Origin of the sequence: Devosia sp. BK, assembly GCF_032907385.1 — a bacterium.
GTDB lineage: Bacteria > Pseudomonadota > Alphaproteobacteria > Rhizobiales > Devosiaceae > Devosia.
In genome coordinates, this window is the sequence record NZ_JAIMBX010000001.1 from 2,048,533 (window position 1) to 2,072,958 (window position 24,426).

Annotated in this window: 27 protein-coding genes; 14 read left to right on the top strand and 13 right to left on the bottom strand. The window is 61.6% G+C overall.

Annotated elements, in window-relative coordinates; all coding sequences use genetic code 11:
* Positions 1–15 precede the first annotated feature (15 nt).
* Positions 16–1,071 carry a DNA topoisomerase IB gene (locus DevBK_RS09940; protein WP_317185310.1) on the top strand — a complete coding sequence of 352 codons (1,056 nt, stop codon included), beginning with the start codon at positions 16–18 and terminating at the stop codon, positions 1,069–1,071.
* 47 nt (positions 1,072–1,118) lie between these two features.
* On the opposite strand, the gene DevBK_RS09945 is transcribed toward DevBK_RS09940, so the two are convergent.
* The gene (locus tag DevBK_RS09945; protein ID WP_062629050.1) at positions 1,119–1,733 is read right to left on the bottom strand and encodes a biotin transporter BioY; all 615 of its coding nucleotides are present in this window, start codon (positions 1,731–1,733) and stop codon (positions 1,119–1,121) included.
* A gap of 89 nt (positions 1,734–1,822) precedes the next feature.
* On the opposite strand from DevBK_RS09945, the gene DevBK_RS09950 reads away from it, so the two are divergent.
* Positions 1,823–2,737: an MBL fold metallo-hydrolase gene (locus DevBK_RS09950; protein ID WP_317185311.1), complete on the top strand. Its 915-nt coding sequence runs from the start codon at positions 1,823–1,825 to the stop codon at positions 2,735–2,737.
* A 32-nt stretch (positions 2,738–2,769) separates the two neighbouring features.
* On the opposite strand, the gene aroC is transcribed toward DevBK_RS09950, so the two are convergent.
* On the bottom strand, positions 2,770–3,885 hold the full coding sequence (aroC, locus tag DevBK_RS09955; RefSeq protein WP_317185312.1) for a chorismate synthase: 1,116 nt from the start codon (positions 3,883–3,885) through the stop codon (positions 2,770–2,772).
* Positions 3,886–3,947: 62 nt separating this feature from the next.
* Entirely contained in the window at positions 3,948–4,589 is a 642-nt protein-coding gene (locus tag DevBK_RS09960; protein ID WP_162236031.1) for a histidine phosphatase family protein, read from the bottom strand.
* A 242-nt stretch (positions 4,590–4,831) separates the two neighbouring features.
* Between DevBK_RS09960 and DevBK_RS09965 the strand changes: the two genes are divergently transcribed.
* A complete protein-coding gene (locus DevBK_RS09965) occupies positions 4,832–6,259 on the top strand; it encodes an FAD-binding oxidoreductase (RefSeq protein ID WP_317185313.1) in 1,428 nt (475 codons plus the stop codon).
* Positions 6,260–6,267: 8 nt separating this feature from the next.
* Here the strand turns inward: DevBK_RS09965 and DevBK_RS09970 are convergent, their stop codons facing one another.
* Positions 6,268–6,657 (bottom strand): type II toxin-antitoxin system VapC family toxin, encoded by a 390-nt coding sequence (locus tag DevBK_RS09970; RefSeq protein WP_317185314.1) that lies wholly within the window; start codon positions 6,655–6,657, stop codon positions 6,268–6,270.
* Positions 6,641–6,925, bottom strand: coding sequence for a type II toxin-antitoxin system prevent-host-death family antitoxin (locus tag DevBK_RS09975; protein WP_317185315.1), 285 nt, complete (start codon positions 6,923–6,925; stop codon positions 6,641–6,643). The genes DevBK_RS09970 and DevBK_RS09975 overlap by 17 nt, the downstream gene beginning before the upstream one ends.
* A 42-nt stretch (positions 6,926–6,967) precedes the next feature.
* Here DevBK_RS09975 and DevBK_RS09980 point away from each other — a divergent pair, with 42 nt between their 5' ends.
* Positions 6,968–7,597 (top strand): hemerythrin domain-containing protein, encoded by a 630-nt coding sequence (locus tag DevBK_RS09980; protein WP_317185316.1) that lies wholly within the window; start codon positions 6,968–6,970, stop codon positions 7,595–7,597.
* Positions 7,598–7,729: 132 nt separating this feature from the next.
* Here DevBK_RS09980 and DevBK_RS09985 read toward each other — a convergent pair whose 3' ends face one another.
* A complete protein-coding gene (locus tag DevBK_RS09985) occupies positions 7,730–8,473 on the bottom strand; it encodes an SOS response-associated peptidase (RefSeq protein ID WP_317185317.1) in 744 nt (247 codons plus the stop codon).
* A gap of 64 nt (positions 8,474–8,537) precedes the next feature.
* Between DevBK_RS09985 and DevBK_RS09990 the strand changes: the two genes are divergently transcribed.
* The 3 genes from DevBK_RS09990 (at position 8,538) to DevBK_RS10000 (ending at position 9,898) form a co-directional block, all read left to right on the top strand.
* A complete protein-coding gene (locus tag DevBK_RS09990; protein ID WP_317185318.1) occupies positions 8,538–8,939 on the top strand; it encodes an NUDIX hydrolase in 402 nt (133 codons plus the stop codon).
* Positions 8,940–9,143: 204 nt separating this feature from the next.
* Positions 9,144–9,524 carry a TIGR02301 family protein gene (locus tag DevBK_RS09995; RefSeq protein ID WP_061907875.1) on the top strand — a complete coding sequence of 127 codons (381 nt, stop codon included), beginning with the start codon at positions 9,144–9,146 and terminating at the stop codon, positions 9,522–9,524.
* A gap of 95 nt (positions 9,525–9,619) precedes the next feature.
* A complete protein-coding gene (locus DevBK_RS10000; RefSeq protein WP_200913565.1) occupies positions 9,620–9,898 on the top strand; it encodes a hypothetical protein in 279 nt (92 codons plus the stop codon).
* Between the two features lie 143 nt (positions 9,899–10,041).
* Here DevBK_RS10000 and DevBK_RS10005 read toward each other — a convergent pair whose 3' ends face one another.
* From DevBK_RS10005 to DevBK_RS10015, 3 genes are read right to left on the bottom strand one after another with little or no spacing between them, the layout of a single operon-like run.
* Complete coding sequence (locus tag DevBK_RS10005) at positions 10,042–11,604, bottom strand: DHA2 family efflux MFS transporter permease subunit (RefSeq protein WP_062629057.1); 1,563 nt, start codon at positions 11,602–11,604, stop codon at positions 10,042–10,044.
* A 47-nt stretch (positions 11,605–11,651) separates the two neighbouring features.
* Positions 11,652–12,791, bottom strand: a complete 1,140-nt coding sequence (locus DevBK_RS10010; RefSeq protein WP_061907873.1) for an HlyD family secretion protein — start codon at positions 12,789–12,791, stop codon at positions 11,652–11,654.
* Positions 12,792–12,795: 4 nt separating this feature from the next.
* Positions 12,796–13,245 (bottom strand): MarR family transcriptional regulator, encoded by a 450-nt coding sequence (locus tag DevBK_RS10015; RefSeq protein ID WP_317185319.1) that lies wholly within the window; start codon positions 13,243–13,245, stop codon positions 12,796–12,798.
* A gap of 187 nt (positions 13,246–13,432) precedes the next feature.
* On the opposite strand from DevBK_RS10015, the gene DevBK_RS10020 reads away from it, so the two are divergent.
* A complete protein-coding gene (locus DevBK_RS10020; protein ID WP_317185320.1) occupies positions 13,433–14,458 on the top strand; it encodes a hypothetical protein in 1,026 nt (341 codons plus the stop codon).
* A 124-nt stretch (positions 14,459–14,582) separates the two neighbouring features.
* Here the strand turns inward: DevBK_RS10020 and DevBK_RS10025 are convergent, their stop codons facing one another.
* Positions 14,583–15,914: a dihydroorotase gene (locus tag DevBK_RS10025; protein ID WP_317185321.1), complete on the bottom strand. Its 1,332-nt coding sequence runs from the start codon at positions 15,912–15,914 to the stop codon at positions 14,583–14,585.
* Positions 15,915–15,984: 70 nt separating this feature from the next.
* On the opposite strand from DevBK_RS10025, the gene DevBK_RS10030 reads away from it, so the two are divergent.
* From DevBK_RS10030 to DevBK_RS10040, 3 genes are all read left to right on the top strand, one after another.
* A complete protein-coding gene (locus DevBK_RS10030) occupies positions 15,985–16,809 on the top strand; it encodes a folate-binding protein (RefSeq protein WP_317185322.1) in 825 nt (274 codons plus the stop codon).
* Between the two features lie 144 nt (positions 16,810–16,953).
* Complete coding sequence (locus DevBK_RS10035; RefSeq protein ID WP_061907869.1) at positions 16,954–17,571, top strand: HD family hydrolase; 618 nt, start codon at positions 16,954–16,956, stop codon at positions 17,569–17,571.
* Positions 17,572–17,684: 113 nt separating this feature from the next.
* Positions 17,685–18,146 carry a hypothetical protein gene (locus DevBK_RS10040; protein ID WP_317185323.1) on the top strand — a complete coding sequence of 154 codons (462 nt, stop codon included), beginning with the start codon at positions 17,685–17,687 and terminating at the stop codon, positions 18,144–18,146.
* Between the two features lie 4 nt (positions 18,147–18,150).
* On the opposite strand, the gene DevBK_RS21000 is transcribed toward DevBK_RS10040, so the two are convergent.
* From DevBK_RS21000 to DevBK_RS10055, 3 genes are all read right to left on the bottom strand, one after another.
* Positions 18,151–19,200 carry a cell wall hydrolase gene (locus DevBK_RS21000; RefSeq protein ID WP_082460811.1) on the bottom strand — a complete coding sequence of 350 codons (1,050 nt, stop codon included), beginning with the start codon at positions 19,198–19,200 and terminating at the stop codon, positions 18,151–18,153.
* Positions 19,201–19,368: 168 nt separating this feature from the next.
* Positions 19,369–19,824 carry a hypothetical protein gene (locus DevBK_RS10050; RefSeq protein ID WP_061907866.1) on the bottom strand — a complete coding sequence of 152 codons (456 nt, stop codon included), beginning with the start codon at positions 19,822–19,824 and terminating at the stop codon, positions 19,369–19,371.
* Positions 19,825–20,015: 191 nt separating this feature from the next.
* Positions 20,016–22,304, bottom strand: a complete 2,289-nt coding sequence (locus tag DevBK_RS10055) for a putative PEP-binding protein (protein ID WP_317185324.1) — start codon at positions 22,302–22,304, stop codon at positions 20,016–20,018.
* A gap of 104 nt (positions 22,305–22,408) precedes the next feature.
* Here DevBK_RS10055 and ispH point away from each other — a divergent pair, with 104 nt between their 5' ends.
* The 3 genes from ispH to rnhA are packed head-to-tail and all read left to right on the top strand — an operon-like array spanning position 22,409 to position 24,370.
* Entirely contained in the window at positions 22,409–23,380 is a 972-nt protein-coding gene (gene ispH, locus DevBK_RS10060; RefSeq protein ID WP_317185325.1) for a 4-hydroxy-3-methylbut-2-enyl diphosphate reductase, read from the top strand.
* The gene (locus tag DevBK_RS10065) at positions 23,377–23,904 is read left to right on the top strand and encodes a GNAT family N-acetyltransferase (RefSeq protein ID WP_317185326.1); all 528 of its coding nucleotides are present in this window, start codon (positions 23,377–23,379) and stop codon (positions 23,902–23,904) included. The genes ispH and DevBK_RS10065 overlap by 4 nt, the downstream gene beginning before the upstream one ends.
* On the top strand, positions 23,897–24,370 hold the full coding sequence (gene rnhA, locus DevBK_RS10070) for a ribonuclease HI (protein WP_317185327.1): 474 nt from the start codon (positions 23,897–23,899) through the stop codon (positions 24,368–24,370). The genes DevBK_RS10065 and rnhA overlap by 8 nt, the downstream gene beginning before the upstream one ends.
* The last annotated feature ends 56 nt before the right edge of the window (positions 24,371–24,426 follow it).

Below are 24,426 nucleotides of genomic sequence, written 5' to 3' on the forward strand. Positions count from 1 at the left end.
ACGATGGAGACCACGATGCGCAGCCAGGGACCAGTTTGGGACAGAATGCGGGCCGATGAAATCGTTGCGGCGCCCCCGCCCGGCCTTTGCTTTTCTTCCGATTGCGATCCAGGCTGGACGCGTCTCCGCCGCGGTAAAGGCTTTTCTTATGTCGATGCCGACGGGGAAGCCCCGACGCCGCAGCAGCGAAAAATGATCGAGGCCCTCGTCATCCCGCCCGCCTGGACCGATGTCTGGATTTGCGCGGAAGCCAATGGCCACATCCAGGCCACGGGGCGAGACGAGCGCGGCCGCAAGCAATATCGCTATCACGCCGATTGGACCGCCCACCGATCGGGCAACAAGTTCGGCCGCCTCCTCGCTTTTGCCCAGGTCCTGCCAAACCTCAGGGCCCAGGTCGATGCGGATCTGCGCCGTCGCAGCCTTGGCCGCGATCGGGTCGCTGCGTCTGTCGTCTGGCTCCTCGACAATAGCCTTATTCGCGTCGGCAATCCCGCTTACGCGCGCGACAATAAGAGCTTTGGGCTGACGACGCTGCGCCGCAAGCACGTCGATATCAGCGGCCAGGCCATCAATTTCCGCTTCAAGGGCAAGTCGGGCAAGGACTGGAACCTGCAGCTCGTCGACCGCCGCATGGCGCGCCTCGTCAAATCCATGCAGGATCTGCCGGGCCAGCATCTCTTCAAATATGAGGACGAAACCGGCTTTCACGCCATCAGTTCGCGCGACATCAACGATTATATCGCCGAACATGCCGGTGAAGGCTTTTCGTCAAAGCACTTCCGCACCTGGGCGGCGACCGTCCGCGCCTATGGTCTTCTCTGTGGCACCGAGATCCCCGAAACCAAGGCTGGACAGAAACGGTTCGTCACCGGCGTGATCGATCAGGTCGCCGGCAAGCTCGGCAATACCCGCGCCGTCTGTCGCTCGAGCTATATTCACCCGGCAGTCTTCGAGCATTGGGAAGAGGGAAAACTGCTGCCCGCAAAGCGCCTGCGACCGATCGAATGGTTTGACGAGGAGGAGCTCGGCACCCTCGCCTTCCTCAAGCGCCTCTCGGCGGACAAATAAAAAGGGCCGGCTCGAAGGCCAGCCCCCAAATTCTAGATCGGTTCGTTTTAGCGCTTTGCGCCAAAAACATTCCAGGCGCCGGTCACGGTCAGCGCAGCCAGAGCCATCTTGAGAATATCCCAGACGATGAATGGCTGAACCGCCTTGGCCCAGGCCGAGGCGACGACATTGGTCTGGTCGATCCACTGGGCATTGCCCGAGAGGGTCAGCAGCCAGGCAAAGCCGATGGCAAAGAGCGCAACTTCGCCGACCAGCATGGCGCCGAAGAGCGTCAGAGGCTTGGACGAAGCGCCGCGGTCAGCGGCATAGCCGATAATGCCGGCCATCACGAGGAAGCCGAGGAGGAAGCCACCGGTGGGCCCGATCAGGTAAGGCAGGCCGCCGCCGGTCGCGAAAACGGGCAGGCCCATCGCGCCTTCGAGGAGATAAAGAGCAACGGTCGCAACGCCGATACGCGCGCCGAAAGCGGCAGCAAGCGCGGCGATGGCAAGACCCTGCAGGGTCACCGGAACCGGCCAGACCGGAACATTGATCTTGGCGGCAAGGGTGATCAAAAGCGTGCCGAGCACGACAGTCGTGAGATTGGTCGCCAGCTTGGCTGCATTGGACTTGGGCTGGAATGCACCGAGCAGCGTATTGGGCGTGGTCAAAGTGACGGCCATTTCATACCTTTCTAGCTGAGAGCACGGCCGGGTCGATCAACCGTCCGTGTTCGGTACCCCCGTTCTATTCTGTCACGATACCAGGCGCAATGGCTCCCCAAGCTCCTCCAACATTCGATACGCAGTTCTCGCCTGAGGTCGGCGCCGCCATCGCGCTCGCGCCCGGTCTCACGCGCATCACAGCGCCCAATGCGTCGCCCTATACCTTTACCGGTACCAATAGCTTTCTCCTCGGCACCGAGCGCGTGGCCGTCCTCGATCCGGGGCCCGACGATACCGCTCACCTCGAATCGCTCCACCGCGCAATTGCGGGCCGCCCGGTCTCGGCCATTCTCCTGACCCACACCCACCGCGATCACAGCGCCGCCGCTGCAAAAGTTGCGGCGCGCTACAAGGCCCCGCTCTGGTTCGGCGGCCCCCACCGCCTCTCGCGCCCACTTCGCCGCTTCGAGCGCAACCCGATCAAGAATTCCTGCGATTGGGATTTGCAGCCCGACCGCACTCTCACCGATGACGAAACGATCACCGCCGGCGATCTGACGCTCACCGTCCACACGACCCCCGGCCACTGCGCCAACCACCTCGCCTTCGGCCTACCCCAACACGATATTCTGTTATCCGGCGATCACGTCATGGGCTGGAATTCCACCCTCGTCGCCGTCCCCGATGGCTCCATGGCCGATTACTTCGCCTCCCTCGACAAAGTCATCGCCCTCCCCTACCGCCACTACCACCCTGCCCATGGCGGCCCCATCCCCGATGGCCCCGCCCACGCAGCCGCACTCAAGGCCCACCGCCAATTGCGCAACGAGCAGTTGCTCGCAGCAGTCGCAAGCGGAGCAAAAACGATCGGCCAAGTGGTCAAGGCGATCTACCCGACCCAGCCCGCAAAGATCCGCATGGCAGCCCGGATGACCATGGCGGCGCACGTCGAATATCTGGAACAGCGCGGCGCGCTGAAAGTGAAACGCGGTTTTTTGGGGATGCGGTTGGCTTTGGCCTAAGCCCTCTTCACCTATCCCCACGGGGAGAGGTGTCAGTTCCGCTGGAAACCCACAGCCCCCTCGCGCCCGGTCTGCCCGCGATGCCGCAACATATGATCTGCCAGCACCAGCGCCATCATCGCCTCACCCACCGGCACGGCGCGAATACCCACACAGGGATCATGCCGCCCTTTGGTGATGATATCTGCATCCTCATTGGCCGAGGTCACCGTCTGCCGCGGCGTAATAATCGACGATGTCGGCTTCACCGCAAAGCGGCAAACGATCGGATCGCCATTGGAAATCCCACCCAAGATCCCCCCGGCGTGATTGGAGAGGAAATACGGCTTTCCCTCGCCCGCCCGCATTTGGTCGGCATTTTCGACGCCCGTTAGCGCCGCCGCCCCAAAGCCATCACCGATCTCGACGGCCTTGACCGCATTGATGCTCATCATCGCCGAAGCCAGGTCCGCGCTCAGCTTCCCATAAACCGGCGCGCCCCAGCCTGCCGGCACGCCCTCGGCCACTACCTCGATCACTGCCCCTACGGAGTTGCCATCCCGACGAATGCCATCGAGATACTCCGCCCAGAATTCCGCAGCCTTGGCATCGGCGCAGAAGAACGGGTTTTCCCCCACCTGATCCCAATCGAAATTATTGTAATCGATCTTGTGTGGCCCAACCTGCACCAGGCTCGCCCGGATGGTCACGCCCTGCAACACCTGCCGCGCCACCGCACCGGCTGCGACACGCGCCGCTGTTTCGCGCGCCGAGGTCCGCCCACCACCGCGATAGTCGCGAATGCCATATTTCTGGTCATAGGTGAAATCAGCATGGCCCGGACGGTACTTGTCGCGGATATCGGAATAGTCCTTGGAACGCTGGTCGGTATTCTCGATCAAGAGCGAAATCGGCGTCCCGGTCGTGCGCGGCCCATCCGTGCGTTCGTCTTCGAACACACCCGAGAGTATCTTGACCGCGTCATCCTCGCGCCGCTGCGTCGTGTATTTGCTCTGCCCCGGCTTCCGCCGATCAAGATCGCGCTGAATGATCTCCGGCGTCAGCAAAATGCCTGGCGGCACCCCATCCACCACCACGCCCAGCGCCGGCCCATGGCTCTCGCCCCAGGTGGTGAAACGGAAAAGATGCCCGAACGTATTGAAAGACATGGCGCAGCCCCTTGGGTTGTGGGCTTTCTAGAAAGCCCTCCCCCTGAGGTCAATCGCCATGCTCAAGCGGAAGCGGAATCCCAGCTATTCTCCGCCGCATGCAGCGTCATCCGCCCCTTGGCGAAATGCGCGATGACACCCTGCGGCGGCGGCCAATTCAGCACATCCCCACGCGGCGCACCTTCGACCAGATGCCGCAATACGCGCAACACGCCGCCATGCGCAACGACCACGGCTTGATGGGTCAGATCATGCGCAAAATCGACAAGCCGCGCCGAGACGTCATCATAATTCTCGCCGCCATTCGGGCGGAAAGCCCAATAGCTCTCGTCGCGCTCGCCGGGCGATAAGGCGGCATATTTCTGCGCCACTTCCGCATGCAGCATGCCCTCGAAATCGCCGAAGGAAATCTCGATCAGACGCGGATCATGAATCACCGGCGGCAATTCAACATCAAAGGCCGCCCGCATGCGGTCCATGGTTTCCGACGCCCTGCTCAGCGGCGAGGCAAACCAGTTGAGCGAAGCGGGATCGACGCCATCCTGCTTGAGCAATTGCCGCAACAACACGCCATTGGCATCGGCCTGCAGCTGCCCGACCCGATTGAGCGGAATGTCCATGCTGCCCTGATATCGGCGTTCGCGGTTCCAGTCGGTTTCGCCGTGCCGGGCAAAGTAGAAATCGGGCCAGTCGGGGGTGGTCATGCGCATAAACGCGCCAAAAACGGCGCGACCTTGGACTAGAGTCGAAACGAACGCCAATTCGCCCGTTCCGGGCCGAAACCGCTCTTCGCGCAAATCCCGAACCCGGCGTTACCGTACCCGATTTGCCTCATCATGCCAGAGGCAGAAACGGGAATGTGCCATGCCCGCCACGTCTTTCTGGCATCCGGCGTCAGTGTGTGGCAGATGAGATCACCCATCCTGCGCGCCGTTCCGGAGGCCCCATGTCCCTGTCACAAAGCGAAATCGCCAGCGGTCTCTCCAACATTCTGGGGCACGATGCCGTCGTCACCGACGCGCAAAAAATGGACGCCTACCTCAAGGAGCCGCGCAAGCGCTTCCACACGCCCGCTGCCGCCGTCGTCACGCCACCCGACGTTCCCGCCCTACAGGCTCTCCTCCGCTGGGCCAATGAAAACCGCGTCGGCATCATCCCCCAGGGCGGCAATACCGGCCTCGTCGGCGCCCAGGTGCCGCTCCTCGGTAGCGAAGTCATCGTCAGCCTCGCCCGCTTCGATCGCATTCGCGCCATCGATACAGCTGCTGGCGTCATGACCGCCGAAGCCGGCGTCATTCTCGAAAACGCCCATAATGCTGCGGAAGCGGAAGGCGCCATGTTTCCGCTCTGGCTTGCCTCGCAAGGCTCGGCCCGCATCGGCGGCGTCCTCTCCTCAAACGCCGGCGGCGTCAATGTCCTCGCCTATGGCAATGCCCGCGAACTCACCATGGGCGTCGAAGCCGTCCTCGCCGACGGCCGGCTCTATCACGGCCTCAATGCCCTCAAGAAGGACAATACCGGCTACGATCTCAAGGACCTGCTCGTCGGCGCCGAAGGCACGCTCGGCATCATCACCGCCGCAACGCTTAAAATCTTTCCGCTGCCCGACGACCACGAAACCGCGCTCGTCAACGTCGCCTCGCCCGATGCAGCGCTGACGCTTTTCCAACTCATGCGCCAGCGCCTCGGCGGTCGGCTCAATGCCTTTGAGCTCATCCCCCAGATCGGGCTCGATTTCCAGCTTCGCCACGGCATGCTCGACGCCGATCCCACCGCCAGCCCCTCGCCTTGGTATGCGCTGATCGAAGTGACCCGCATGGCCGGCACCGAACCCGGCGCCCTGCAATCCGCCCTCGAAAACGCCTTCGAGCGCGAACTCACCACCGATGCCACGCTCGCCGAATCCCTTGCCGAACGCACCCGCATGTGGACCTTTCGCGAGCAGATGAGCGAGTGCCAGTCCAAGGAAGGCGCCTCGATCAAGCACGACGTCTCCGTCCCCATCGCCGCCGTCCCCGCCCTCATCGCCGAAGGCTCAGCCGCGGCGGCGCGCGTCTCCCCCGGCATCCGCCCTGTCCCCTTCGGCCATATGGGCGACGGCAATATTCACTTCAATTTCTCCCAGCCCACCGGTGCCGACCCCAAAGCCTTCATGGCGCAGTATGATGAAGCCGTGCACGAGGTCATCTACGACACCGTCCTCAAACTCGGCGGTTCGGTTTCCGCCGAACACGGCATCGGCCAGCTCAAGGTCGATCTGTTGAAGCAGGTCAAGGACCCGGTCGCCCTCGAGATGATGCGGTCGATCAAAACCGCGCTCGATCCCAACGGAATCTTGAATCCGGGCAAGATGCTAGGCTTCGAGAGGTCCTGAAACGCATGTCACCAGCTGATGACGGTATCGCTATAACTCGCAAGTCGTGCATCGACCGTGACGAGCCGCAGTTGGTCCGTCAGTGCCTGCGTCAGGATCATGCGATCATAGGGATCAGGATGCGCCGGCGCGTGGTCTTCGAACGCTACGGCATGGCGCATTGAGACATCGAGAAAAGTGAAGCCGCTGAGTTCGAATTTTTCAACGAGAATACTGCGTTGCGGCAGCGGCTGCCGAGACCGGCCACTGCCGAACTTTAGTCCGAGCTCCCAGATTGACACGGCCGAAACGAAAACCTCGTTGGACGGATTGGTGATCATGCGCTGGATGGGATGAGGTATCCTCTTGAGGTCCACCACGGTCCAGAGAGCGACATGGGTATCAAGCAGCAGACGCATCGTCATCCGGTGGAAAAATGTCGCCCTCGGTGAACATGCGCGCAATCTCTTCGTCCATCTCGTTGAACTCCTCCAGCGAAATAGATGGATAAAGCCCATCTAGTGCGCCAAGCTTTCGCGGTTGCCTCACCTCTGCGACAATCGGCACGATCCGCGCCGCTGGCTTGCCATTGCGTGCAATGATGATCTCGGCTTCCGCGCCGCTTTCGACCGCCTCGACGAGCTTGGACAGCTGCGTCTTGGCCTCCAGCATATTGACCATCGTCATTGCCATCACCCTTAGCTAAGCTTGGCTAAGGTAAACCTGCCCGTGCATTTTTACAAGTCGGTCACTCCCCTGTGCCTTCTTGCCCCGCGCGCAAGGCTCGCCCATCTTGCGACCATGCTCCTCAACATCAATTTTCTCGACGACGCCACGCGGCCGCCCGTGCCCGCGCTGCCTAATCTGACCAATCGTCAGCGTCAGGCTGGTCACCACTTGCGCATGATCCACGATCATCTGCGCGACAATATGAAAACCCTCGGCAAGCTGATCGAGCGCGCCAATGCGCGACAGGTGAGCCCGGCCGAGATCGCTGCCGAAACCAGCGACATGGCCATGGTCGCCAACTATCGGCGCTTCGGCAATCTCTGCGGCCAGCACTGCGGCATTGTCGATACCCACCACACGATCGAGGATCAGCACCTCTTCCCCGTGCTCACTCAGCAAGGTGCCGCCTTCAAGGCTATCGCCGATCGACTGGCTGCCGAACATGTCGTCGTGCACGAATTGCTCGAGCGCCTCGTCGAGGCCCTCAACACGCTCGCCACCGAACCAAGCGAAACGCGCTTCACCGACGCCCGCGACATCTATCACGCCCTCGAACGCGTGCTCCTCTCCCACCTCGGCTGGGAAGAAGAAGCCATGGGCGATGCGCTGGGATATTTTGAGATTATGTAGCCCCTCACCGTCTCGCGCTTCGCGCGATCCACCCTCTCCCCAAGTGGGAGAGGAATGGTGCCCCTCTTTTATTCTTCTCCCTCTCGGGGAGAAGGTGGCTCGCCCAAGGGGCGAGACGGATGAGGGGGGACCTCAAAACAAATCCATCTGCCCGCCACCACCAGCAACCTTCTTCGGCTTCACAGCCACCGGCTCGGGCTTTTCCTCCTTCACTTCTTCGATCAGCCCCGCATCATCGTCCCGCGCCGAATTGACCCGCGTCGACACCGGATGGAATTTCAGCACCCCATCTTCGAGCGGCAGCGCCATCTGCGCCGCTTCCTCCGCGCGCACTTCGCGCACATTGAGCCAATCATCGATCTGCCGCTCATCCATCAATATTGCCGGCATGCGATCATGGATCGCCGAAAGCTGCGCATTGGCCGCGACGGTAATGGTCGCAACGCTGTCGATCTCTTCGCCCTCCGGCCCGCTCCAGGTCGCATAAAGCCCCGCCAGCGCCATCGGTTGCCCGTCGGCGCGAGTGATGTAATAGGGCCGCTTTTTCTTGTCTGGCCCCGTATGCCATTCATAATAACCGCTCGCCGGCACGATGCAGCGCCCGTGCTTGAGCGGATCGCGAAACGCCGCCTTTTCCCGCATGGTCTCGGCCCGCGCATTGACCAGCAGCGGGAATTCGCGCGGGTCCTTCACCCAGCGCGGCACGAGCCCCCAGCGCGCAAAATGTCCCTCGCGCTGCCCGCCCTCTTCCCAGATGGCGGCGATGGGCTGGGTCGGCGCAATATTGTAGCGCGGCACCATGGGCAGCTCTTTCAAAATCTTGAAGAGCTCGACCATCATTTCGGGCGGCAAAGTCGCCGCATAGCGTCCGCACATGGCGTGTCTCCTTTACTTCTCACGAGGTAATGTCATTGCAGACGAATCGCAAACTGCTCGGGCCATGACCGCTCTCCCCAATGCCGCCAGCGTCGGCATCGTACGCCACGGCAAAATCCTGCTCATCAAGCGCGCCCTGCCGCCTTACCAGAACCTGTGGACTTTTCCTGGCGGCCGCCTTGAGGTCAATGAAACCATCGAGCAATGCGCAATCCGCGAAGTGCAGGAAGAGCTTGGCCTCACCGTGCGCAATCCGCGCCACGTCATGACCCAGGAACTTGGCCGCGACGGCACCTATCGCCTCGCCGTCTTCACCACCACCGATTATGTCGGCACGGTCAAACCCTCGAGCGAAATCCTCGATCACAAATGGGCCGACCCCGGCATGCTCCTCGCCCTCCGCACCACATCGCGCCTCGATGACGTGATCAAAGAGTGTTTTAAAGTTTTGGGCCAAAACTGGTAAGAGGCGGGCATGACGAAGCCGAACCTCAAACCGCGTGGCTCCACCCCCTCCCTCCTCCCCCATCAAGGGGGAGGTGCGGCATCGCGTTTGGGGCGCTCTCTGGTCAAGATCACCGGCCTGCACCTCCCCCTTGAGGGGCTCCGAGCCGGACCGCAGGGCAAATCGCTCCAGTGGAGCGATTTGAGGCGAGGAGGCTGGGAGGGGGTGACAGCAAGCACAATCCTCAAAAAAACCCTCGCCCCCCTCCTTCTCGCCCTAACCCTCACGACCCCAACCCTCGCCGTCGATCCGCCCTATCAGCGCCAGATGGAGCGCCTCGCCGAGGTCATGGGGAGCCTTTATTACCTCCAGCCGCTCTGCGAAGCCGGCAGCGAGGATTGGCGCGCGCAAATGTCCGAATTGATCTCTCTAGATGAGCCCGATGAAGACCGTCGCCAGCGCCTCGCCGGTGCATTCAATTCCGGCTATACCGGCTTTTCCCGCCTCCACCGCCATTGCACGCCGGCCTCGCGCGAGGCGCTGTCGCGGCTGATGGTCGAAGCCCAGCAATTGGCCCGGAGCATTCATACGCGTTTTGCCGAATAGGCAGGGCGGCGAAAGCCTGCAATTGCCTACTCCGCGTTAACCTTCGGCTTACTTCTGCCGCGCCATCGGACGGGGTGCGTGCTACGGAACCCCTTATGAGCACCACCAAATCCATTTTTGCGCCGGCTTCCGGCCAGGGCCCCTTCGAGCAGGGTCAGGTCGAGCGCCAGATCGCCCTCGAATATCTGGCCGAGGCCTGGAACAGCGCCGAGGAAGATGGTCTCGAACCCGCCTCCCTCGCCCACGCCTCGCTCTTTGCCGCGCTCGCCACTTTCGTGCGCATGCATGGCGACGAAGCCACGGCCGACCTCGTGGCCCAACTCCCCGACCGCATCCGCACCGGCGAATACAACCTCGAGCGCATTCTCCAGTAATTTTTGGCTTGGATTGCCGAAAAGCCTAGGCAAGCGCGGCCTCACTCACGCCCACCGCGTCATCCCCGCGAAAGCGGGGATCTCATTTTCTAGGCACGAGCTTCCCGCTTTCGCGGGAATGACGTCGTGAGCTTGGAAGCCCCCTACTCCGCCATCGCATGCGCGCGCTCGATAGCAAGCTCTTCCTTGGTCTTGGGCTTGGCGCTCTTTTTTGCGCCCCGCAGCAAGAGGATCAGCGGGATCGACGCCAGGCTCAGGATCAGCATCAGCCAAAAATCGTCGAGATAGGCGAGCATAGCCGATTGCTTCTGCACGAGCCCGTTGATCACCGCGATGATCTGCCCATTGCCCGCAATCAGCCCCGGCATCTGCGTCTGCACGGCCATGGAGTCGACTGTCAGCCGCTCGGCGAGCTCTGCATGGTTCACCTGCATCATGCTCGAGAGCACGACCGACACCAACGAGATACCGATTCCCTGCCCCATATTGCGCACCAGCGCGAACATAGCCGTCGCATCGGCGCGCACGCTCGGCGCAATGGTGGCAAAGGCCATGGTCGAGAGCGGTACGAACAAAAAGCCCATGCCAAAGCCCTGCAGCGCCCCCGTGATGATCACGGGCCAGTAGTCCATGTCGGGGCTGAAGCCTGTCATCAGGTAAAGCGAGTAGCTCATCAGCAAAGCGCCGATCAGCAAGACGATCCGCGGGTCGACCTTGCCGCTCGTGCGCCCCACGATCATCATCGCCACCAGCGTTGCCGCACCGCGCGGCGCCATCAGCAGCCCAGTAAAAATCACCGAATAACCCATCAGGTTCTGCAGCATGGGCGGCAGCAGCGCGAGCCCCGAAAACAAGGTGATCCCCATCACGCCCATCAGGATCGAAGCGAGCGAGAAGTTGAAATCCTTGAACATTTTTAGATCAACAAACGGCTGCTTGGCTGTCAGCGAGTGTACGAGAAACACCCAGATGCCGGTGATGACGAGCCCGAGTTCGATCCAGGTCTCGATCGACTGGAACCAGTCGTTCTCGGCGCCGCGATCGAGCATCAACTGCAGCGCGCCGACGCCGAGCGCCAGCATGCCAAAGCCGAAAAAGTCGAAACGCCGGTTCTTGATCTCGGTCTGCGGCATGAACAGCAGCAGCATGGCGACGCACACCGCGCCCACCGGCACGTTGACGAGGAAAACCCAGCGCCAGTCAAAAGTCTCGGTCAGCCAGCCGCCCAGCGACGGCCCGATGATCGGCGCGACCATGATGCCCATGCCATAGATGGCCATGGCCTGGCCAATGCGCTCCTTGGGATTGATGTTGAGCAGCACGGTCTGCGCCAAAGGCGCGATCATGGCGCCGCAAATGCCCTGCAGGACGCGAAAGATCACCATTTCCGGCAGGCTCGAGGCAATACCGCAGAGCGCCGAAGCGACGGTGAACCCGATCACCGCGAACAGAAACAACCGCCGCTGACCCAGCCGGTCGCTCATCCAGCCCGTCAGCGGCGTCGCGATTGCCGCCGCCACGATATAGGACGTCAGCACCCAGGTGATTTCGTTCTGCGAGGCGCCGAGCGAAGACGACATATGCGGCAGCGCCACATTGGCGATCGTGGTGTCGAGCACCTGCATGATGGTGCCCAGCATCAGCGCCAGGGTGAGCATGCCCTTGTTCTTGACCACAAGTGCGGGCTGGGAAATCGCTTCGGCCATCTTGGCCTCCTCGGGAGAAATGGAGGCGGGCCCGTGGGCCCGTCACATCAGAGGGGCTTGGCTTCGCCCGTCATGCGCTCAAGCGTATTGGCGCCGGTATCGACGCTGACCACCGCGCTCATGCCCGAGCGCAGCAGATCAGCCGGCACCGCATCGCCAAAATCGATGCGCACGGGAATGCGCTGGGTCACCTTGACCCAGTTGCCGGTCGCGTTCTGTGCCGGGATCAGCGAAAATTCCGAGCCCGTCGCCGCGCCGATACTGGTCACCGTGCCTTCGATCGGCTTGCCCGGAATAGCGTCGACCGCCACTTCGGCCTTCATGCCGACGCGAATGCCGGCAAGCTGAGTTTCCTTGAAATTGGCTTCCACCCAACTCGCCTTGGTTTCGACAAGGCTCGCAATGGTCGTGCCGGCCGCGACGAACTGCCCGACATTGAGGCTCGCCACCTGGCTGATGACGCCATCGGTCACGGCCACAACCTTGGTCTTGCTCAGGTTTCGTTCCGCCAGGCTCACAGCCGCCAGCGCCGTCTTCACCGCCGGATGCGCATCGGTATCGATATCGGCATTGCCGCCGAGCGCTGCCGCCGCATTATCCACCTGCTGCTGCGCCGTCGAAACCGCATTCTGCGCCTGCTGCAAGGCAAGCTTGGGATCATCAAGCGTTGCCGTCGAGGCAATGCCTTGGGTCACAAGCGTATCCTGCCGGTCGAACTTGGATTGCTGAATGGCCAGAACCTGATTGGCCGCATTCAGCGCCTTGGTCGCCGTCGCATAGGCCACCTTGAGCTGTTCGACATTCACCCGCGCCGTGCCCAGCGCCGCGTTGGCCTGTTCGAGCGCAATCTGGTAGGGCTCGGGGTCGATCGCAAAGATCTCGTCCCCGGCATGCACCATCACGTTCTCGGCCACATCCACCTCGGTGATGCGCCCGGCGACATCGGCCGAAAGAGCGACCTTGGCCTGCTGCACATAGGCATTGTCGGTTTCTTCGAACCGTCCGCCGGTCAGGTAGAAATAACCACCCGCCGCCACCAGCAGCACGGGCACGCTGACCATCAGCAGCAGCCGGCCTGGCCGGCGCTTCTTCTTGGCAGGTTCGGTTGGTGGCAGTGGAGGCGTGACCTCGTTGGCAGCAACAGGGGTGGCTTCGCCGGGCTTTGGTTCTTTTGCGTGCGCGTTCATCGGATCAGTCCTTGGTCTCGGCGTCGCCGCCGCTCAGATTATCGCGAATTCTGGCAAGCCCTTCGATCAGGGCCGCGGTCTCGGTCGGCGCCATGCCGGCAATGGCCGTCTTGTAGAGTTCGACGCCCATCCCCTCGACCTGGGAGAACAGCGCCCGGCCTTCCGGCGTCAGCGTCACGATCTTGGCGCGTCCGTCCTGAGGGTCTGGTTCGCGCTGCACCAGTTCGCGCTCGGTCAGGCGCTTCAAAATGCTGCTCATGGTCATCGGGTCGGTGTCGAGCGCCGAGGCCAGCGCCACCTGCGACATGCCGTTTTCGCGCCCGAGCTTGGTCACCGTGCGCCATTGCGGCAGCGTCAGCTCATTGCCGCGCGTCTGCTCCTCGAGCTGCCGGCGGAAGGCCCGGAACACCTCGTGGATCAGGTAAAAAATCGGCGCTGTCTCCATACTTTTCATCAGGCATACCCGCTTTAGTAAGCGTGCATATAATATGCCTTCTTACTAAATGAAAGCGGCGTTCTTTGTCATGGAGCAATTCGCGCCGTGCAATCCTGCGTGAGGGTTAAGAAAGTCCGCTATCGCCCCGCCATAAAAAAATCCGCCTTTGCCGCAATCCAAAGCGTTGAGGCGCAAGGAGACGTGGATGCGGTGGGGATTCGTCGAAAGCCTAGTCAGCGTCGCCGCAATCGCGGCCGTCGGCGGCGGCATCTATGCCTGGGGCGCGGGCTGGTTCTGGCCCTGCGAAACCCTTGGACTGATGTTTAATCATGGCGCCTGCCAGAAGGTCGCGCATTTCGACGCGCGCAATATCGGTCCCCTCGGGCTGTTGCCGAACGGCAATATTCTGGTTGCCAGTCTCCCCGGCGAAGACAACAGCTCCGACCCGCTCGCTCTCGTGGAAATCGACGCAAAATCCGGCGAGGCCATTCACTCGACGCTCGTCAACGACCTACAACCCGAAGCCAGCGTCACAAACATAGCCGTCAGCCCCGATGGCCAGACGGTCGCGCTCTCCTTCATTCACAACAAGACCCATGTCATCAGCCGCGACGGTGGCAAAATCCTGCGCACAGTCGATCGCTGGTTTCCACGCTATGTGGCCTTTGACAAAAGCGGCTGGCTTTTGACGGATATGGGGACAGACCCGACCGGCCTGCCCGACGCCAACCATGCCGAAGGCTGGCCGATCGCGTTAAACACTGAAGATCCGGTCCCGGCCAACGTCGCCGATACGGCGGGCCTCTATAGCCACGGCATTGAGACCGCCCTCAGCCCGGATGGCCGAACCTATGCGCAAAAGATCGATCAGCTTCGCGATAGCGCCGTCACAGGCATCCGCATCGGCTCCATTGATGATCCCGCCTATGCGGGCACCCTCTATGGACTGACCCTGCGCGATGGCTGCACCTATGCCAGCAGCCAAATTTCCTTCAGCCCCTTCGGCAAACAAGTCGCCGCCGAATTCTCCTGCCCCGAACGCTGGGGCAAAACCGCCAGCGCCCTCGCCGTCTGGGACTACGAGACCGGCAAGACGCTCCTCATCCTGCCGACCATCGATTATTTCGGCTCCCTGGTCTGGGAAAGCGCCGACACGATCCTGACCGACCGCTATAATTTCGGCCCGGAAACCAACGACATCCTCCGGATCAAGGTGCCGGCGGCGGAGTAACGCGAAAAAGGCCCCCTCACTCACCGCTCTGCGGCTCCACCGAAGTCGCGGAGCGACACCTCTCTCTCTGGGGGAGAGGTCGAATTGCAAAGCAATTCGGGTGAGGGGGCCTTTCTTTTTGGTCTCACCCCTGCGCCGGCAGCGATTCCAAAAACCGCATCGGCTGACCCTGGCTCGGCGTCACCAGCTCCCCCTGCCACATCACCCTGTGCCCGCGCACCACCGTGCCCACTGGCCAGCCCGTCACCGTCACCCCATCATAAGGCGTCCAGCCGGCGCGGCTCTTGATCCACTCATTGGTGATCGTCTCGCGCCGCTTCATATCCACGATGGTCAAATCCGCATCATAGCCCACCGCGATCCGCCCCTTGCCGGCAATCCCGAAAAGCCGGTGAGGCCCATGACTCGTCATGTCGACAAACCGCTGCAGGCTCAGCTTTCCAGCATTCACATGGTCGAGCATGGTCGGCACCAGCGTCTGCACCCCCGTCATCCCCGAATGGCTTTCCGGATAGGGATGGTCCTTTTCCTCACGCGTATGCGGCGCATGGTCGGACCCGAGAATATCGGCGACGCCATTGGCGACCCCCTTCCAGATGCCCTCGCGATGATCCTTGTCGCGCACCGGCGGGTTCATCTGTGCATAGGTCCCAAGTCGCGTGTAAGCGGTCTCGTCGAGTGTCAGATGGTGCGGCGTCACTTCCACCGAGGCCACATCCTTGTGCTCGGCGAGATAGACCATCTCTTCCTTGGTCGAGATATGCAGCACGTGGATGCGCTTGCTGGTCTTCCGTGCCAGGTTCACCAGTCGCGTCGTGCAGCTCATCGCCACTTCCGGCGAGCGCCAAACGGGATGGCTCGACGGATCGCCCGGTACCCGCAGGTGCTTGCGCTCCTCGAGCATATATTCGTCTTCGGAATGGAAGGCCGCGCGGCGCGAAATCGCCCGCAAGATTGCCTCCACCCCCGCATCGTCCTGCACCAGCAGCGAGCCGGTCGACGACCCCATGAACACCTTCACGCCCGCGCAGCCCGGCAGCTTTTCGAGCAAAGCCAGTTCGCCGACATTCTCGTGCGTCCCGCCGATGTAAAACGCAAAATCGCAATGCATGCGATTTGTACCCGCCGCGATCTTGGCCTCAAAGGTCTCGCGCGTCGTCGTCAGCGGATTGGTGTTCGGCATCTCAAAGACGCCGGTCACCCCGCCCATCACCGCGCCGAGCGACCCGGTCTCCAGGTCTTCCTTATGCGTCAGCCCCGGCTCGCGAAAATGCACCTGCGTGTCGATGACGCCCGGCAGGATATGCAGTCCCTTGCAATCGACCACCTCGGCCGCTTCACCCGTCACAGTCCCGAGCGCTACGATCTTGCCGCCCTTGACCGCGATATCGGCCTGCCCAACGCCATCATGGTTCACCACAGTCGCGTTCTTGAAAATCGTATCGTACTGCGCCATGTCTGAGGCCTCCGCGGGTTCGGTTCCGGGCTGGTTTAGCGGAGGAAAACTCCGCGAGGCAAGGCATTCCATGACCATTCATCTGCGCAGCGACCGTGCCGTCTTCCGTTTTTCGGGCCCTGACGCGCATCGGTTGATCAACGATGTGGTCACTGGCGAAATCCCGACCGAAGGCGATAAGGCCGCCGCCTGGGCCCTGCTCTCCCCCCAAGGCAAGATCCTCGCCGAAGGTCTCGCCGGCTTTGCCGAAGACGCGCTTTGGCTCGACGTTCACACGTCCGTCGCTGACGACTTCTTAAAACGCATGAAAATGTACCGCCTCCGCGCCAAGGTCGATATCGACGATCTGCGCGAGACCCACCGCGTCGGCTTTGCCGCCGAATCCGCGCACCTTGCACATCAGGATCGGCGCGGCCCCGTTTCGCTCGGCTATCGCATCATAGCGCCAGTCGAAGCCACAATTGACTGGTCAACCGACGACACCGCCTACCACACCGCCCGCATCGCCAACGGTATCCTGCACCAGGGCAATGACTTCCCCGCCAACGATGCCTTCGCCCACGATATCGGCCTCGACATTCTCGACGGCATCGACTTCGCCAAGGGCTGCTATGTCGGCCAGGAAGTCGTCTCGCGCATGAAGCACCGCGGCACCGCCCGCCGCCGCCCCGTCATCGTCTCCGGCGTCGATGCCCCCGCCGGCACCCCCGTCATCGCCAATGGCCGTGACGCCGGCACCATCGGCCAGGTCGTCGACGGCAAAGCCGTCGCCATCCTGCGCCTCGATCGCATCACCGACCCCTCCGCCGCGACCGTCGAAGGAAAAACCGTCGAACTATCTCTCCCCGCCTGGGCCACCTACCAATTCGGCGATTCGGTCCCGTCCGAAGACTAACGGCATCCCCGATGCGTCCCCCCCTACCAGGGGGAGGCTAGGTGGGGGTATCGCCGGTCGCCAATCCCCGACTAACCAAACCTTATCGAATCGACGCCATCTGTTAGTCTCGACGATACCGTGATGCTAACGAATTAGACCCAGATGGCCCGTACAAGCACCCGAGCCTGGCAGCGCATGCTGTCCGGTCGCCGCCTCGATATTCTCGATCCCTCGCCCATGGATGTGGAGCTTTCCGACATCGCCCATGGCCTTGCCCGCGTCGCGCGCTGGAATGGCCAAACCATTGGTGACTATCCCTTTTCCGTCGCGCAGCACTCGGTTCTCGTCCTCGAGCTTTTCCGCGCCGCCAATCCGGACGCCTCATCCGCGGCCCTCCTCCAAACGCTCCTTCACGACGCGCCCGAATATGTCATGGGCGACATCATCTCGCCCTTCAAGACGGCCATGGGCGGCAATTACAAAGACGTCGAAAACCGTTTGATGTCCGCAATTTACCTCCGCTTCTCCCTTCCCGCCACGGTCCCTGCGGCGCTCAAGAAACAGATGAAAAAGGCCGACCAGGAAGCCGCCTATTTCGAGGCCACCACGCTTGCCGGTTTCGAGCCCGGCGAAGCCACGAAATTCTTCGGTGAGCCGGGCGTTGCCGCCTTCGAGATCGAGCAGTTCGATCGCCTGATCCAGCCCTGGCCGACCCGCCAGGCGCATGATCGTTTCATCGCCAGTTTCGAGACCATAGCCACACTTATTCCCGCCGCCTGAACCCGTGGCAGAATTAACCAAGGGCTGAGGAAAGGTTTGGCACGCCCGCATCGCGATGGTTACTGATCCGTTAAGCACGTGCACCAGCACTGGATCAGAATGGGACGCATCACATGCATCTGCCGACCCGTCGCGCCATCTTCGGCCTACTCGCCAGCAGTCTTTTTGCCGTTTCTATCCCCGCTTTCGCAGACGGTTTTGACGGCGACAATCTCGTCCGTTTTGGCGACGATCAAGGCGTGACCTATGACGATTGGGTCTCGACCGATCCGGTCAGCACCGTCACCGTCAAGAAGATCGAAGGCGGGCGCCTGAGCTACGTCACCATCACCAAGACCGCGACCGGCACCTATTCGGACGATGGCATCGCTTCGCCGCATGTGCAGTATCCGGGCGTCAACGAACGCGATAACGCATTGAATCAATTCAGCTTTTCAAGCTGGAACAATGGCCATTGGAACCGGATGCGGACCTATAATGGCAATTCCTACGTGTCGGTGACGACCTATAAGACCCATCGCGGCCAAACCCGCACCTCTACCTGCATTTCCACGGCAAGCTTTTATTATTGCTAGGCTTTTAGCCGAATAACCAACCGCGCTTGAACTTGTAGAAAACGTGCAACCCGATCTGGGTGACCTTCTCCATGCGCGGTGCCCATTTGGGGCTGACATAGGTCGCATGGTAATGCGTCGCGGTGCCGACTTCGGTCAGGTAAAGCTCACCGGCGAGGAAACGGTTGGCGATATCTTCGGCCTGAACCCAGGGCTCGCGCTCGCTGATGACCTCTGGAATGCCGTCGCAGGCAAACGAGAACTGGCAGGCATTGCGCTTGTCCTGGTTCTGGAACACCACACCACAAATCGTGCTCGGATAGCGATGATCTTTGACGCGGTTCATGACCACCTGGGCCACGGCCACCTGACCGCGATAGCTTTCGCCACGCGCTTCGAAGTAGATCGCGGTTGCAAGGCACCACTTCTCGCGGTCTGATACTTCAACAGGGGCCATGGTCGAAAAAGCCCCGGTCACCGGGGCATTGGCGCGGGCATAGGCCAGTTGTTCGGAAGCGACGGCAGGCATCATTGGACCCACGGGACCAAGCGATGCCGTCTGCGGCGCGATACCGGCGATGGCATCGAGTGCCGCTGCCGTTGCCGGATCGATCGAAGCCACCGACATGCGCGGCCCAGTTTCTTCTGGCTGGTTTTCGAGCGCAGCGACGCGCGATTGGCCGAGCGCATTGGGATCGACATTCTCGTCGCGCAGCGCTGCAATCTGCATGCGCGCCTGCTCAAAATTCTTGGAAAAGGCCGCAACATCGACCGGCGGACGATAGCGATCGGTCTTTTCCGACCGGTTTGGCCCGGTAAAGCTGATGGATTTGAAGAGGTTGTCGACGGAGCCAGTGATGACAGGCTCGGCGCCAGTATAGCTCAGGCTCGCCAGAGCCAGCTCGGGTTTGGTCTGGTCAGGCAGATCGGAAGACGGACCGAAGGCGCCTCCCGCAAAGCCCATATAGGCGACGGAGGCAAACAGTCCCAGCGCCAAGGTCTTGGCGACTGGAAAACTCCGGCGAACCGCTCTAGCCGCGTGCGAACGCACGACCGGCCGGTGTGGATGGGCCATAAACTCTACTCAACGCTACGCAACACGAACTAAGCTCGGCAAAGGTGACGCTAAAATGCCGATAGTTGTGATGATCTCTTATTAAGGTTAGCGCGGAGTAAATTCCCAAGAGGGCGTGCAAAGGGTCAAAGCGCGGCAGGAATATGATCGCCGCTTTTGTCTGAGTTTTTAGCTACAGGCGGCCCGCACCGGCTCGACCTGTTCGAGCACGCCGGCAAGGCTGAAGCGCACAGAAAGCGAGCGCGAATTCGCCGGCGTCACGCGTGTCGTCAGGTTGTTCGAACCTTGCAGTGAATCCAGAAAAGCCAATGAATCCGAGGTGTTATCGATCACGACCGCAGTGTTGGTCCGATTGACATTGAGCGTGCGGCTACGCGCCGCCTGCAGATCCACCTGCGTCGTCAGCCCCGCATCGCGACCTAATGCCGACATAGTATTGCCTGCGTAAGCAAAGGCGATCGTCAGGTTTCCGGCCTCACACGATATCGTCATCGTCGCGGGCATGCGACCGCTTGGGCGCGCTGGAATAAGCTGTTCGGAGTTAAAGGTGACGCTCAGCGCGGCCTCACTCGGACCGTTTCGAAACACACTGTCATAACAGGCGAGGCGTTCGCCATCGGCCACGATGGACGAGCATTGATTTCCCGATTGGGCGGAAGCCGTCCCCGTAAAAGCCAGTGAACCCAAAACCGCAAGTGTCGACCACTGCACACTATTCACCGGCAGTCCTCCCCATTCTTCTTTTCGTTCTTCTCTGCCAACATATTGGGGCAAAAGCGTCGAATGTGAATGGGGTCAGCCAAAAGTGTGGCGCGTCACGTCGCCGCCTGCGCCAGCGTCAAACGCGCGACCGGCACCCGGTATGGCGCGCAGCTAACATAGTCGACGCCAAGGCCGGCAAAATATTTGAGCGAAACGGGATCGCCGGCATGCTCGCCGCAAATGCCGATCTTGAGCTTGGGATTGGCCGCCCTCCCCCGCTCGATGGCGATGGAGATCATTTCGCCGACCCCCTTTTCGTCAATGGTCACAAAGGGATCGCGCTCATAAATGCCTTTGCGCTGATAGACGGCAAGGAATGTCGGCGCATCGTCGCGCGAAATCCCGAACGTCGTCTGCGTCAGGTCATTGGTACCGAAGGAGATGAAATCGACCATGTTGGCGATGTCGCCCGTGCGGAGGCAGGCGCGCGGCAATTCGATCATCGTGCCGAAGGAGAAAGTCACCTTGTCCGATTTAAGGAGACCCGAATTGGCGATGATCGCCATCATGCGTTCGCGCACCCAGGCGACTTCGGACGCAGTCGAGACGAAGGGGACCATGACCTCGACGGGAATGGTCTTGTTGAGACGTTCGCTCGCCTCCCGCGCGCCGGCAATCACAGCCTGCATCTGCATCTGCAGAATCTCGGGATAGGTGATGGCAAGCCGCACGCCGCGATGGCCCAGCATCGGATTAACTTCGGCAATCCGCTCTAGCCGCATGCGCAAGGCACGCACGGCAACGCCCAGCGAGGCCGCCGTGTCCTCGATTTCCTCTTCGCTTCGCGGCAGGAATTCATGCAGCGGCGGATCGAAGAGACGCACGGTCACGGGCAACCCGCCCATCACCGAGAACAGCGCCGAATAGTCGCCCGTCTGGAAATCGACGAGCCCGTTGACGGCAAGGCTGCGCGCCTCTTCGTCCTCGGACAGGATCATGCGCCGCAGCGCCACCATGCGCTCGGGTGAGAAGAACATGTGTTCGGACCGCGCCAGACCAATGCCCTCGGCTCCAAAACTCAGTGCCGTTGCCGCGGATTCCACCGTCTCAACATTGGTGCGGACGGAAACGGCGCGGCTCGCATCGGACCAGCCGAGCAAAGTGCCGATCGCCCCGCCGATATGCGGCTGCGAAAGGGGCAGTGTGCCGGTATAGACCGAGCCGTCGCTACCATCGATCGTCAGCCGATCGCCAGGCCGGAATTCCCGCGAGCCGATGCGGCAAACCATTTCCACCGTATCGACCGACAGTGTCCGAACGCCCGCAACGCAGGGCTTACCGGTGATACGCGCGATAACCCCGGCATGGCTCGTCATGCCGCCACGCGCCGTCAGAATGCCTGTCGCGGCCTTCATGCCTTCGATATCGGCCGGCCCGGTTTCATTGACGACAAGAATGCAATGCTTGCCCCTCGCCCGTAGTCGCGCCGCATCGTCGGCGGAAAAGGTGATGATGCCGCTCGCGGCCCCCGGCGACACGCCCAGCCCCGTCGCGATCGGCACCACATCATCAGTTGATTTGATGCGCGGATGCAGCAATTGCGGCAAACGGTTTGGATCGACGCGGCTTACCGCATTATGCGGCGACCAGATCTTGTTCTGCACGCGATCGACCGCCGCCTCCAGCTCCGCTGCTGCCGAAGCCTGCACGGGACGGGCCGAGAGAAACTGCACCTTGCCGCGATTGATCGTCACGAGGCAGGCCATATGGCGCCCGGCCTTGGCATCGAGCAGCGAGATCAACGATCCCACACCTTCTGGCAGCTTAGGCAGTGGCACCCCATTGAGCGGCGCGGGCCCCAATGCCCCCGTCGTCGCATTGCGCGTCAGAAACTGTTCGATCTCGCCTTCCGCCGCGACCTGCACCAGCACGATCTGCCTTGCCCGGTCGTCATCCTGGCGGAAACTCGCCCATGACTTCTGCGGAAAGCCATAGCTGTCAAAGGCTTGCTTGACCGCCTTCGCCAGAGCCCGGGTCGGATCGACCGAATCCTCTGGCGCTGTCGGCGCCGCAATGCCGATACGGGCCGGCTGCAAGCCACTATTGTGATTTGCCGCCGAGGTGCGCACCGCCAGCAGGGGCGGCTTTCCGTCCTTATCGACGAGCTTGAAAAGGCAAGTCACCCAATGGGTTCTGAGGCGCGTATCGAGCCGGCCCCGTTCGGCCTGCAGTGCCTCCCAAGCGGCACGGGTAATCGCGATCGTGGGCACCGTCGGAAAACCCGCCTCGCCGACGCGAAAAATCCAGCGCGCCTTGCCGGCCAGCAGTTTGAGCTGCGCGGCGGTGAGGTTTGCCTTCCCCTGGGCCGGGGCGATCGCAAACATTTCCTGGGCAAGACTCACCGGCCAACCGTCCCTGACTTCATCGTCGCCTCATATTGCCTCAGCCCCCCGTCCGGCTGCAACAGCACTTGACTTGAGGGGTTACCGAAAGCATCTCATCTGTCATGGAAAAACGGCCACACCTCGACATCCTGCTCTGTGCACCCCGTGGATTTTGCGCGGGCGTTGATCGCGCCATCCAGATTGTGGAGTTGGCGCTGCAGAAATATGGCGCGCCGGTCTATGTGCGTCATGCCATCGTCCATAATAAATACGTGGTTGAAGGCCTGAAGGCCAAGGGCGCGGTTTTCGTCGAAGAGCTCGACGAAATCCCGGCCACCGAGGCTCCTGTGGTCTTTTCGGCTCATGGTGTGCCCAAAAGCGTGCCGGCCGATGCCAAATCGCGCAACATGTTCTTCCTCGACGCCACTTGCCCGCTCGTGAGCAAAGTCCATGTCGAAGCCTCGCGGCATTTCGAAGAAGGTCACGAGATCGTGCTGATCGGCCATGCCGGCCATCCCGAGGTCATCGGCACAATGGGCCAATTGCCTGAGGGCGCCGTCACGCTGATCGAAACCGTTGCTGACGCCAATAGCTTCACGCCTAAAAACCCCGACACTCTAGCCTTCGTGACGCAGACGACCCTTAGCGTCGATGATACGCGCGAGATCGTCGCTGCCCTCAAGGTGCGCTTCCCCGCGATCAACGGACCGCACAAGGAAGACATCTGCTACGCAACGACCAATCGCCAGGAATCGATCAAGGCCGTGGCGCCAATGGTCGAAGCCATGATCGTCGTTGGTTCACCCCACTCGTCCAATTCCCAGCGCCTCGTCGAAGTCGCCCTCCGCAGCGGTTGCAAAATCGCGACCCTTGTCGATCGCGCCAGCGAAATCGACTGGTCGCTTTATGGTGACATCAAATCCCTCGGCGTCAGTGCGGGTGCCTCGGCCCCGGAAAGCCTTGTCGAAGAAGTCATCGATGCCTTCACCGCGCGCTATGACGTGACGGTCGAAACCAAGACCACGGCCGAAGAAAACATCGCCTTCAATATTCCGAAGGTGCTGCGCACCATGGAAGTGGCCGTCGGCCGATGAAAGACCTAGCCCTGTTCGAGACCGAAAGGCTGGTGTTGTCCGGCTGGCGGCTCGATCAACTCGAGGATCTTGTGGCGCTCCATGGCACGCCCAATGTCGCTCGCTATCTCTCTGCAAGCGGCGAGCCTTGGCCACGCGAAAAGGCCGAGACAGCGCTTCGCGGTTGGATCGACCTCTTTGAAACCCGCCAATTGGGCAAGCTGCGCCTCACTCGCAAAAGCGATGGCGCCTTTATCGGCCGCGCCGGCTTCGGCATCTATGGCCCCACTGGCGAGCCAGAAATCGGCTATGCGCTTTTCGAAGAGCATCACGGCCAGGGTTTTGCCAAGGAAGCGGCCGCCGGCCTTCGGGATTGGTTTTTTCGTGAGACCAGCGGCACACATTTCATCGGCTTTGCCGACACGCGCAACGCGCCGTCCCTCGCGGTCCTCCGCAAGATCGGCATGGTGCCGACACACGTTGAGGTCGAGCCCGGCGGGCTCTCCTGCCAATTCCATATCCTGAGGCGATCAAGCATTGGCTGAACCTGTCATCATCCATACCGACGGCGCCTGCTCGGGCAATCCCGGCCCCGGCGGCTGGGGCGCCATCCTGCAGTTCGGCCAGCACCGCAAGGAGCTGAAGGGCGGCGAAGCGCATACGACCAACAACAAGATGGAGCTCACCGCCGCCATCGAAGCGCTCAATGCCCTGACGCGCCCCTGCGCCATCGACCTCCACACCGATAGCCAATATGTCAAAAACGGTGTCCAGGGCTGGATTCACGGCTGGAAGAAAAACGGCTGGAAAACCGCCGACAAGAAGCCGGTGAAAAACGTCGAACTGTGGCAAGCGCTCGACGAAGCGACCAAGCGTCACCATATCTCCTGGCACTGGGTCAAAGGCCATGCCGGCGACGAACTCAACGAACGCGCCGACGAACTCGCCCGCGAAGGCATGGCGCCTTTCAAGGGCAAAAAGGCCCCGGAGGGTTTCGCGTCACCGTTTTGAATTTGCGCGAACGCCCTCTTATTCTTCTCCCCCTCGGGGAGAAGGTGGCGCGCAGC

Excerpts from the sequence above, each read along its gene's own strand:
- DevBK_RS09940 (WP_317185310.1), top strand. The coding sequence starts at position 16 with ATGCGCAGCCAGGGACCAGTTTGGGACAGAATGCGGGCCGATGAAATC.
- DevBK_RS09945 (WP_062629050.1), bottom strand. The coding sequence starts at position 1,733 with ATGGCCGTCACTTTGACCACGCCCAATACGCTGCTCGGTGCATTCCAG.
- DevBK_RS09950 (WP_317185311.1), top strand. The coding sequence starts at position 1,823 with ATGGCTCCCCAAGCTCCTCCAACATTCGATACGCAGTTCTCGCCTGAG.
- aroC (WP_317185312.1), bottom strand. The coding sequence starts at position 3,885 with ATGTCTTTCAATACGTTCGGGCATCTTTTCCGTTTCACCACCTGGGGC.
- DevBK_RS09960 (WP_162236031.1), bottom strand. The coding sequence starts at position 4,589 with ATGACCACCCCCGACTGGCCCGATTTCTACTTTGCCCGGCACGGCGAA.
- DevBK_RS09965 (WP_317185313.1), top strand. The coding sequence starts at position 4,832 with ATGTCCCTGTCACAAAGCGAAATCGCCAGCGGTCTCTCCAACATTCTG.
- DevBK_RS09970 (WP_317185314.1), bottom strand. The coding sequence starts at position 6,657 with ATGCGTCTGCTGCTTGATACCCATGTCGCTCTCTGGACCGTGGTGGAC.
- DevBK_RS09975 (WP_317185315.1), bottom strand. The coding sequence starts at position 6,925 with ATGACGATGGTCAATATGCTGGAGGCCAAGACGCAGCTGTCCAAGCTC.
- DevBK_RS09985 (WP_317185317.1), bottom strand. The coding sequence starts at position 8,473 with ATGTGCGGACGCTATGCGGCGACTTTGCCGCCCGAAATGATGGTCGAG.
- DevBK_RS09990 (WP_317185318.1), top strand. The coding sequence starts at position 8,538 with ATGACCGCTCTCCCCAATGCCGCCAGCGTCGGCATCGTACGCCACGGC.
- DevBK_RS10000 (WP_200913565.1), top strand. The coding sequence starts at position 9,620 with ATGAGCACCACCAAATCCATTTTTGCGCCGGCTTCCGGCCAGGGCCCC.
- DevBK_RS10005 (WP_062629057.1), bottom strand. The coding sequence starts at position 11,604 with ATGGCCGAAGCGATTTCCCAGCCCGCACTTGTGGTCAAGAACAAGGGC.
- DevBK_RS10010 (WP_061907873.1), bottom strand. The coding sequence starts at position 12,791 with ATGAACGCGCACGCAAAAGAACCAAAGCCCGGCGAAGCCACCCCTGTT.
- DevBK_RS10015 (WP_317185319.1), bottom strand. The coding sequence starts at position 13,245 with ATGAAAAGTATGGAGACAGCGCCGATTTTTTACCTGATCCACGAGGTG.
- DevBK_RS10020 (WP_317185320.1), top strand. The coding sequence starts at position 13,433 with ATGCGGTGGGGATTCGTCGAAAGCCTAGTCAGCGTCGCCGCAATCGCG.
- DevBK_RS10025 (WP_317185321.1), bottom strand. The coding sequence starts at position 15,914 with ATGGCGCAGTACGATACGATTTTCAAGAACGCGACTGTGGTGAACCAT.
- DevBK_RS10030 (WP_317185322.1), top strand. The coding sequence starts at position 15,985 with ATGACCATTCATCTGCGCAGCGACCGTGCCGTCTTCCGTTTTTCGGGC.
- DevBK_RS10035 (WP_061907869.1), top strand. The coding sequence starts at position 16,954 with ATGGCCCGTACAAGCACCCGAGCCTGGCAGCGCATGCTGTCCGGTCGC.
- DevBK_RS10040 (WP_317185323.1), top strand. The coding sequence starts at position 17,685 with ATGCATCTGCCGACCCGTCGCGCCATCTTCGGCCTACTCGCCAGCAGT.
- DevBK_RS21000 (WP_082460811.1), bottom strand. The coding sequence starts at position 19,200 with ATGGCCCATCCACACCGGCCGGTCGTGCGTTCGCACGCGGCTAGAGCG.
- ispH (WP_317185325.1), top strand. The coding sequence starts at position 22,409 with ATGGAAAAACGGCCACACCTCGACATCCTGCTCTGTGCACCCCGTGGA.
- DevBK_RS10065 (WP_317185326.1), top strand. The coding sequence starts at position 23,377 with ATGAAAGACCTAGCCCTGTTCGAGACCGAAAGGCTGGTGTTGTCCGGC.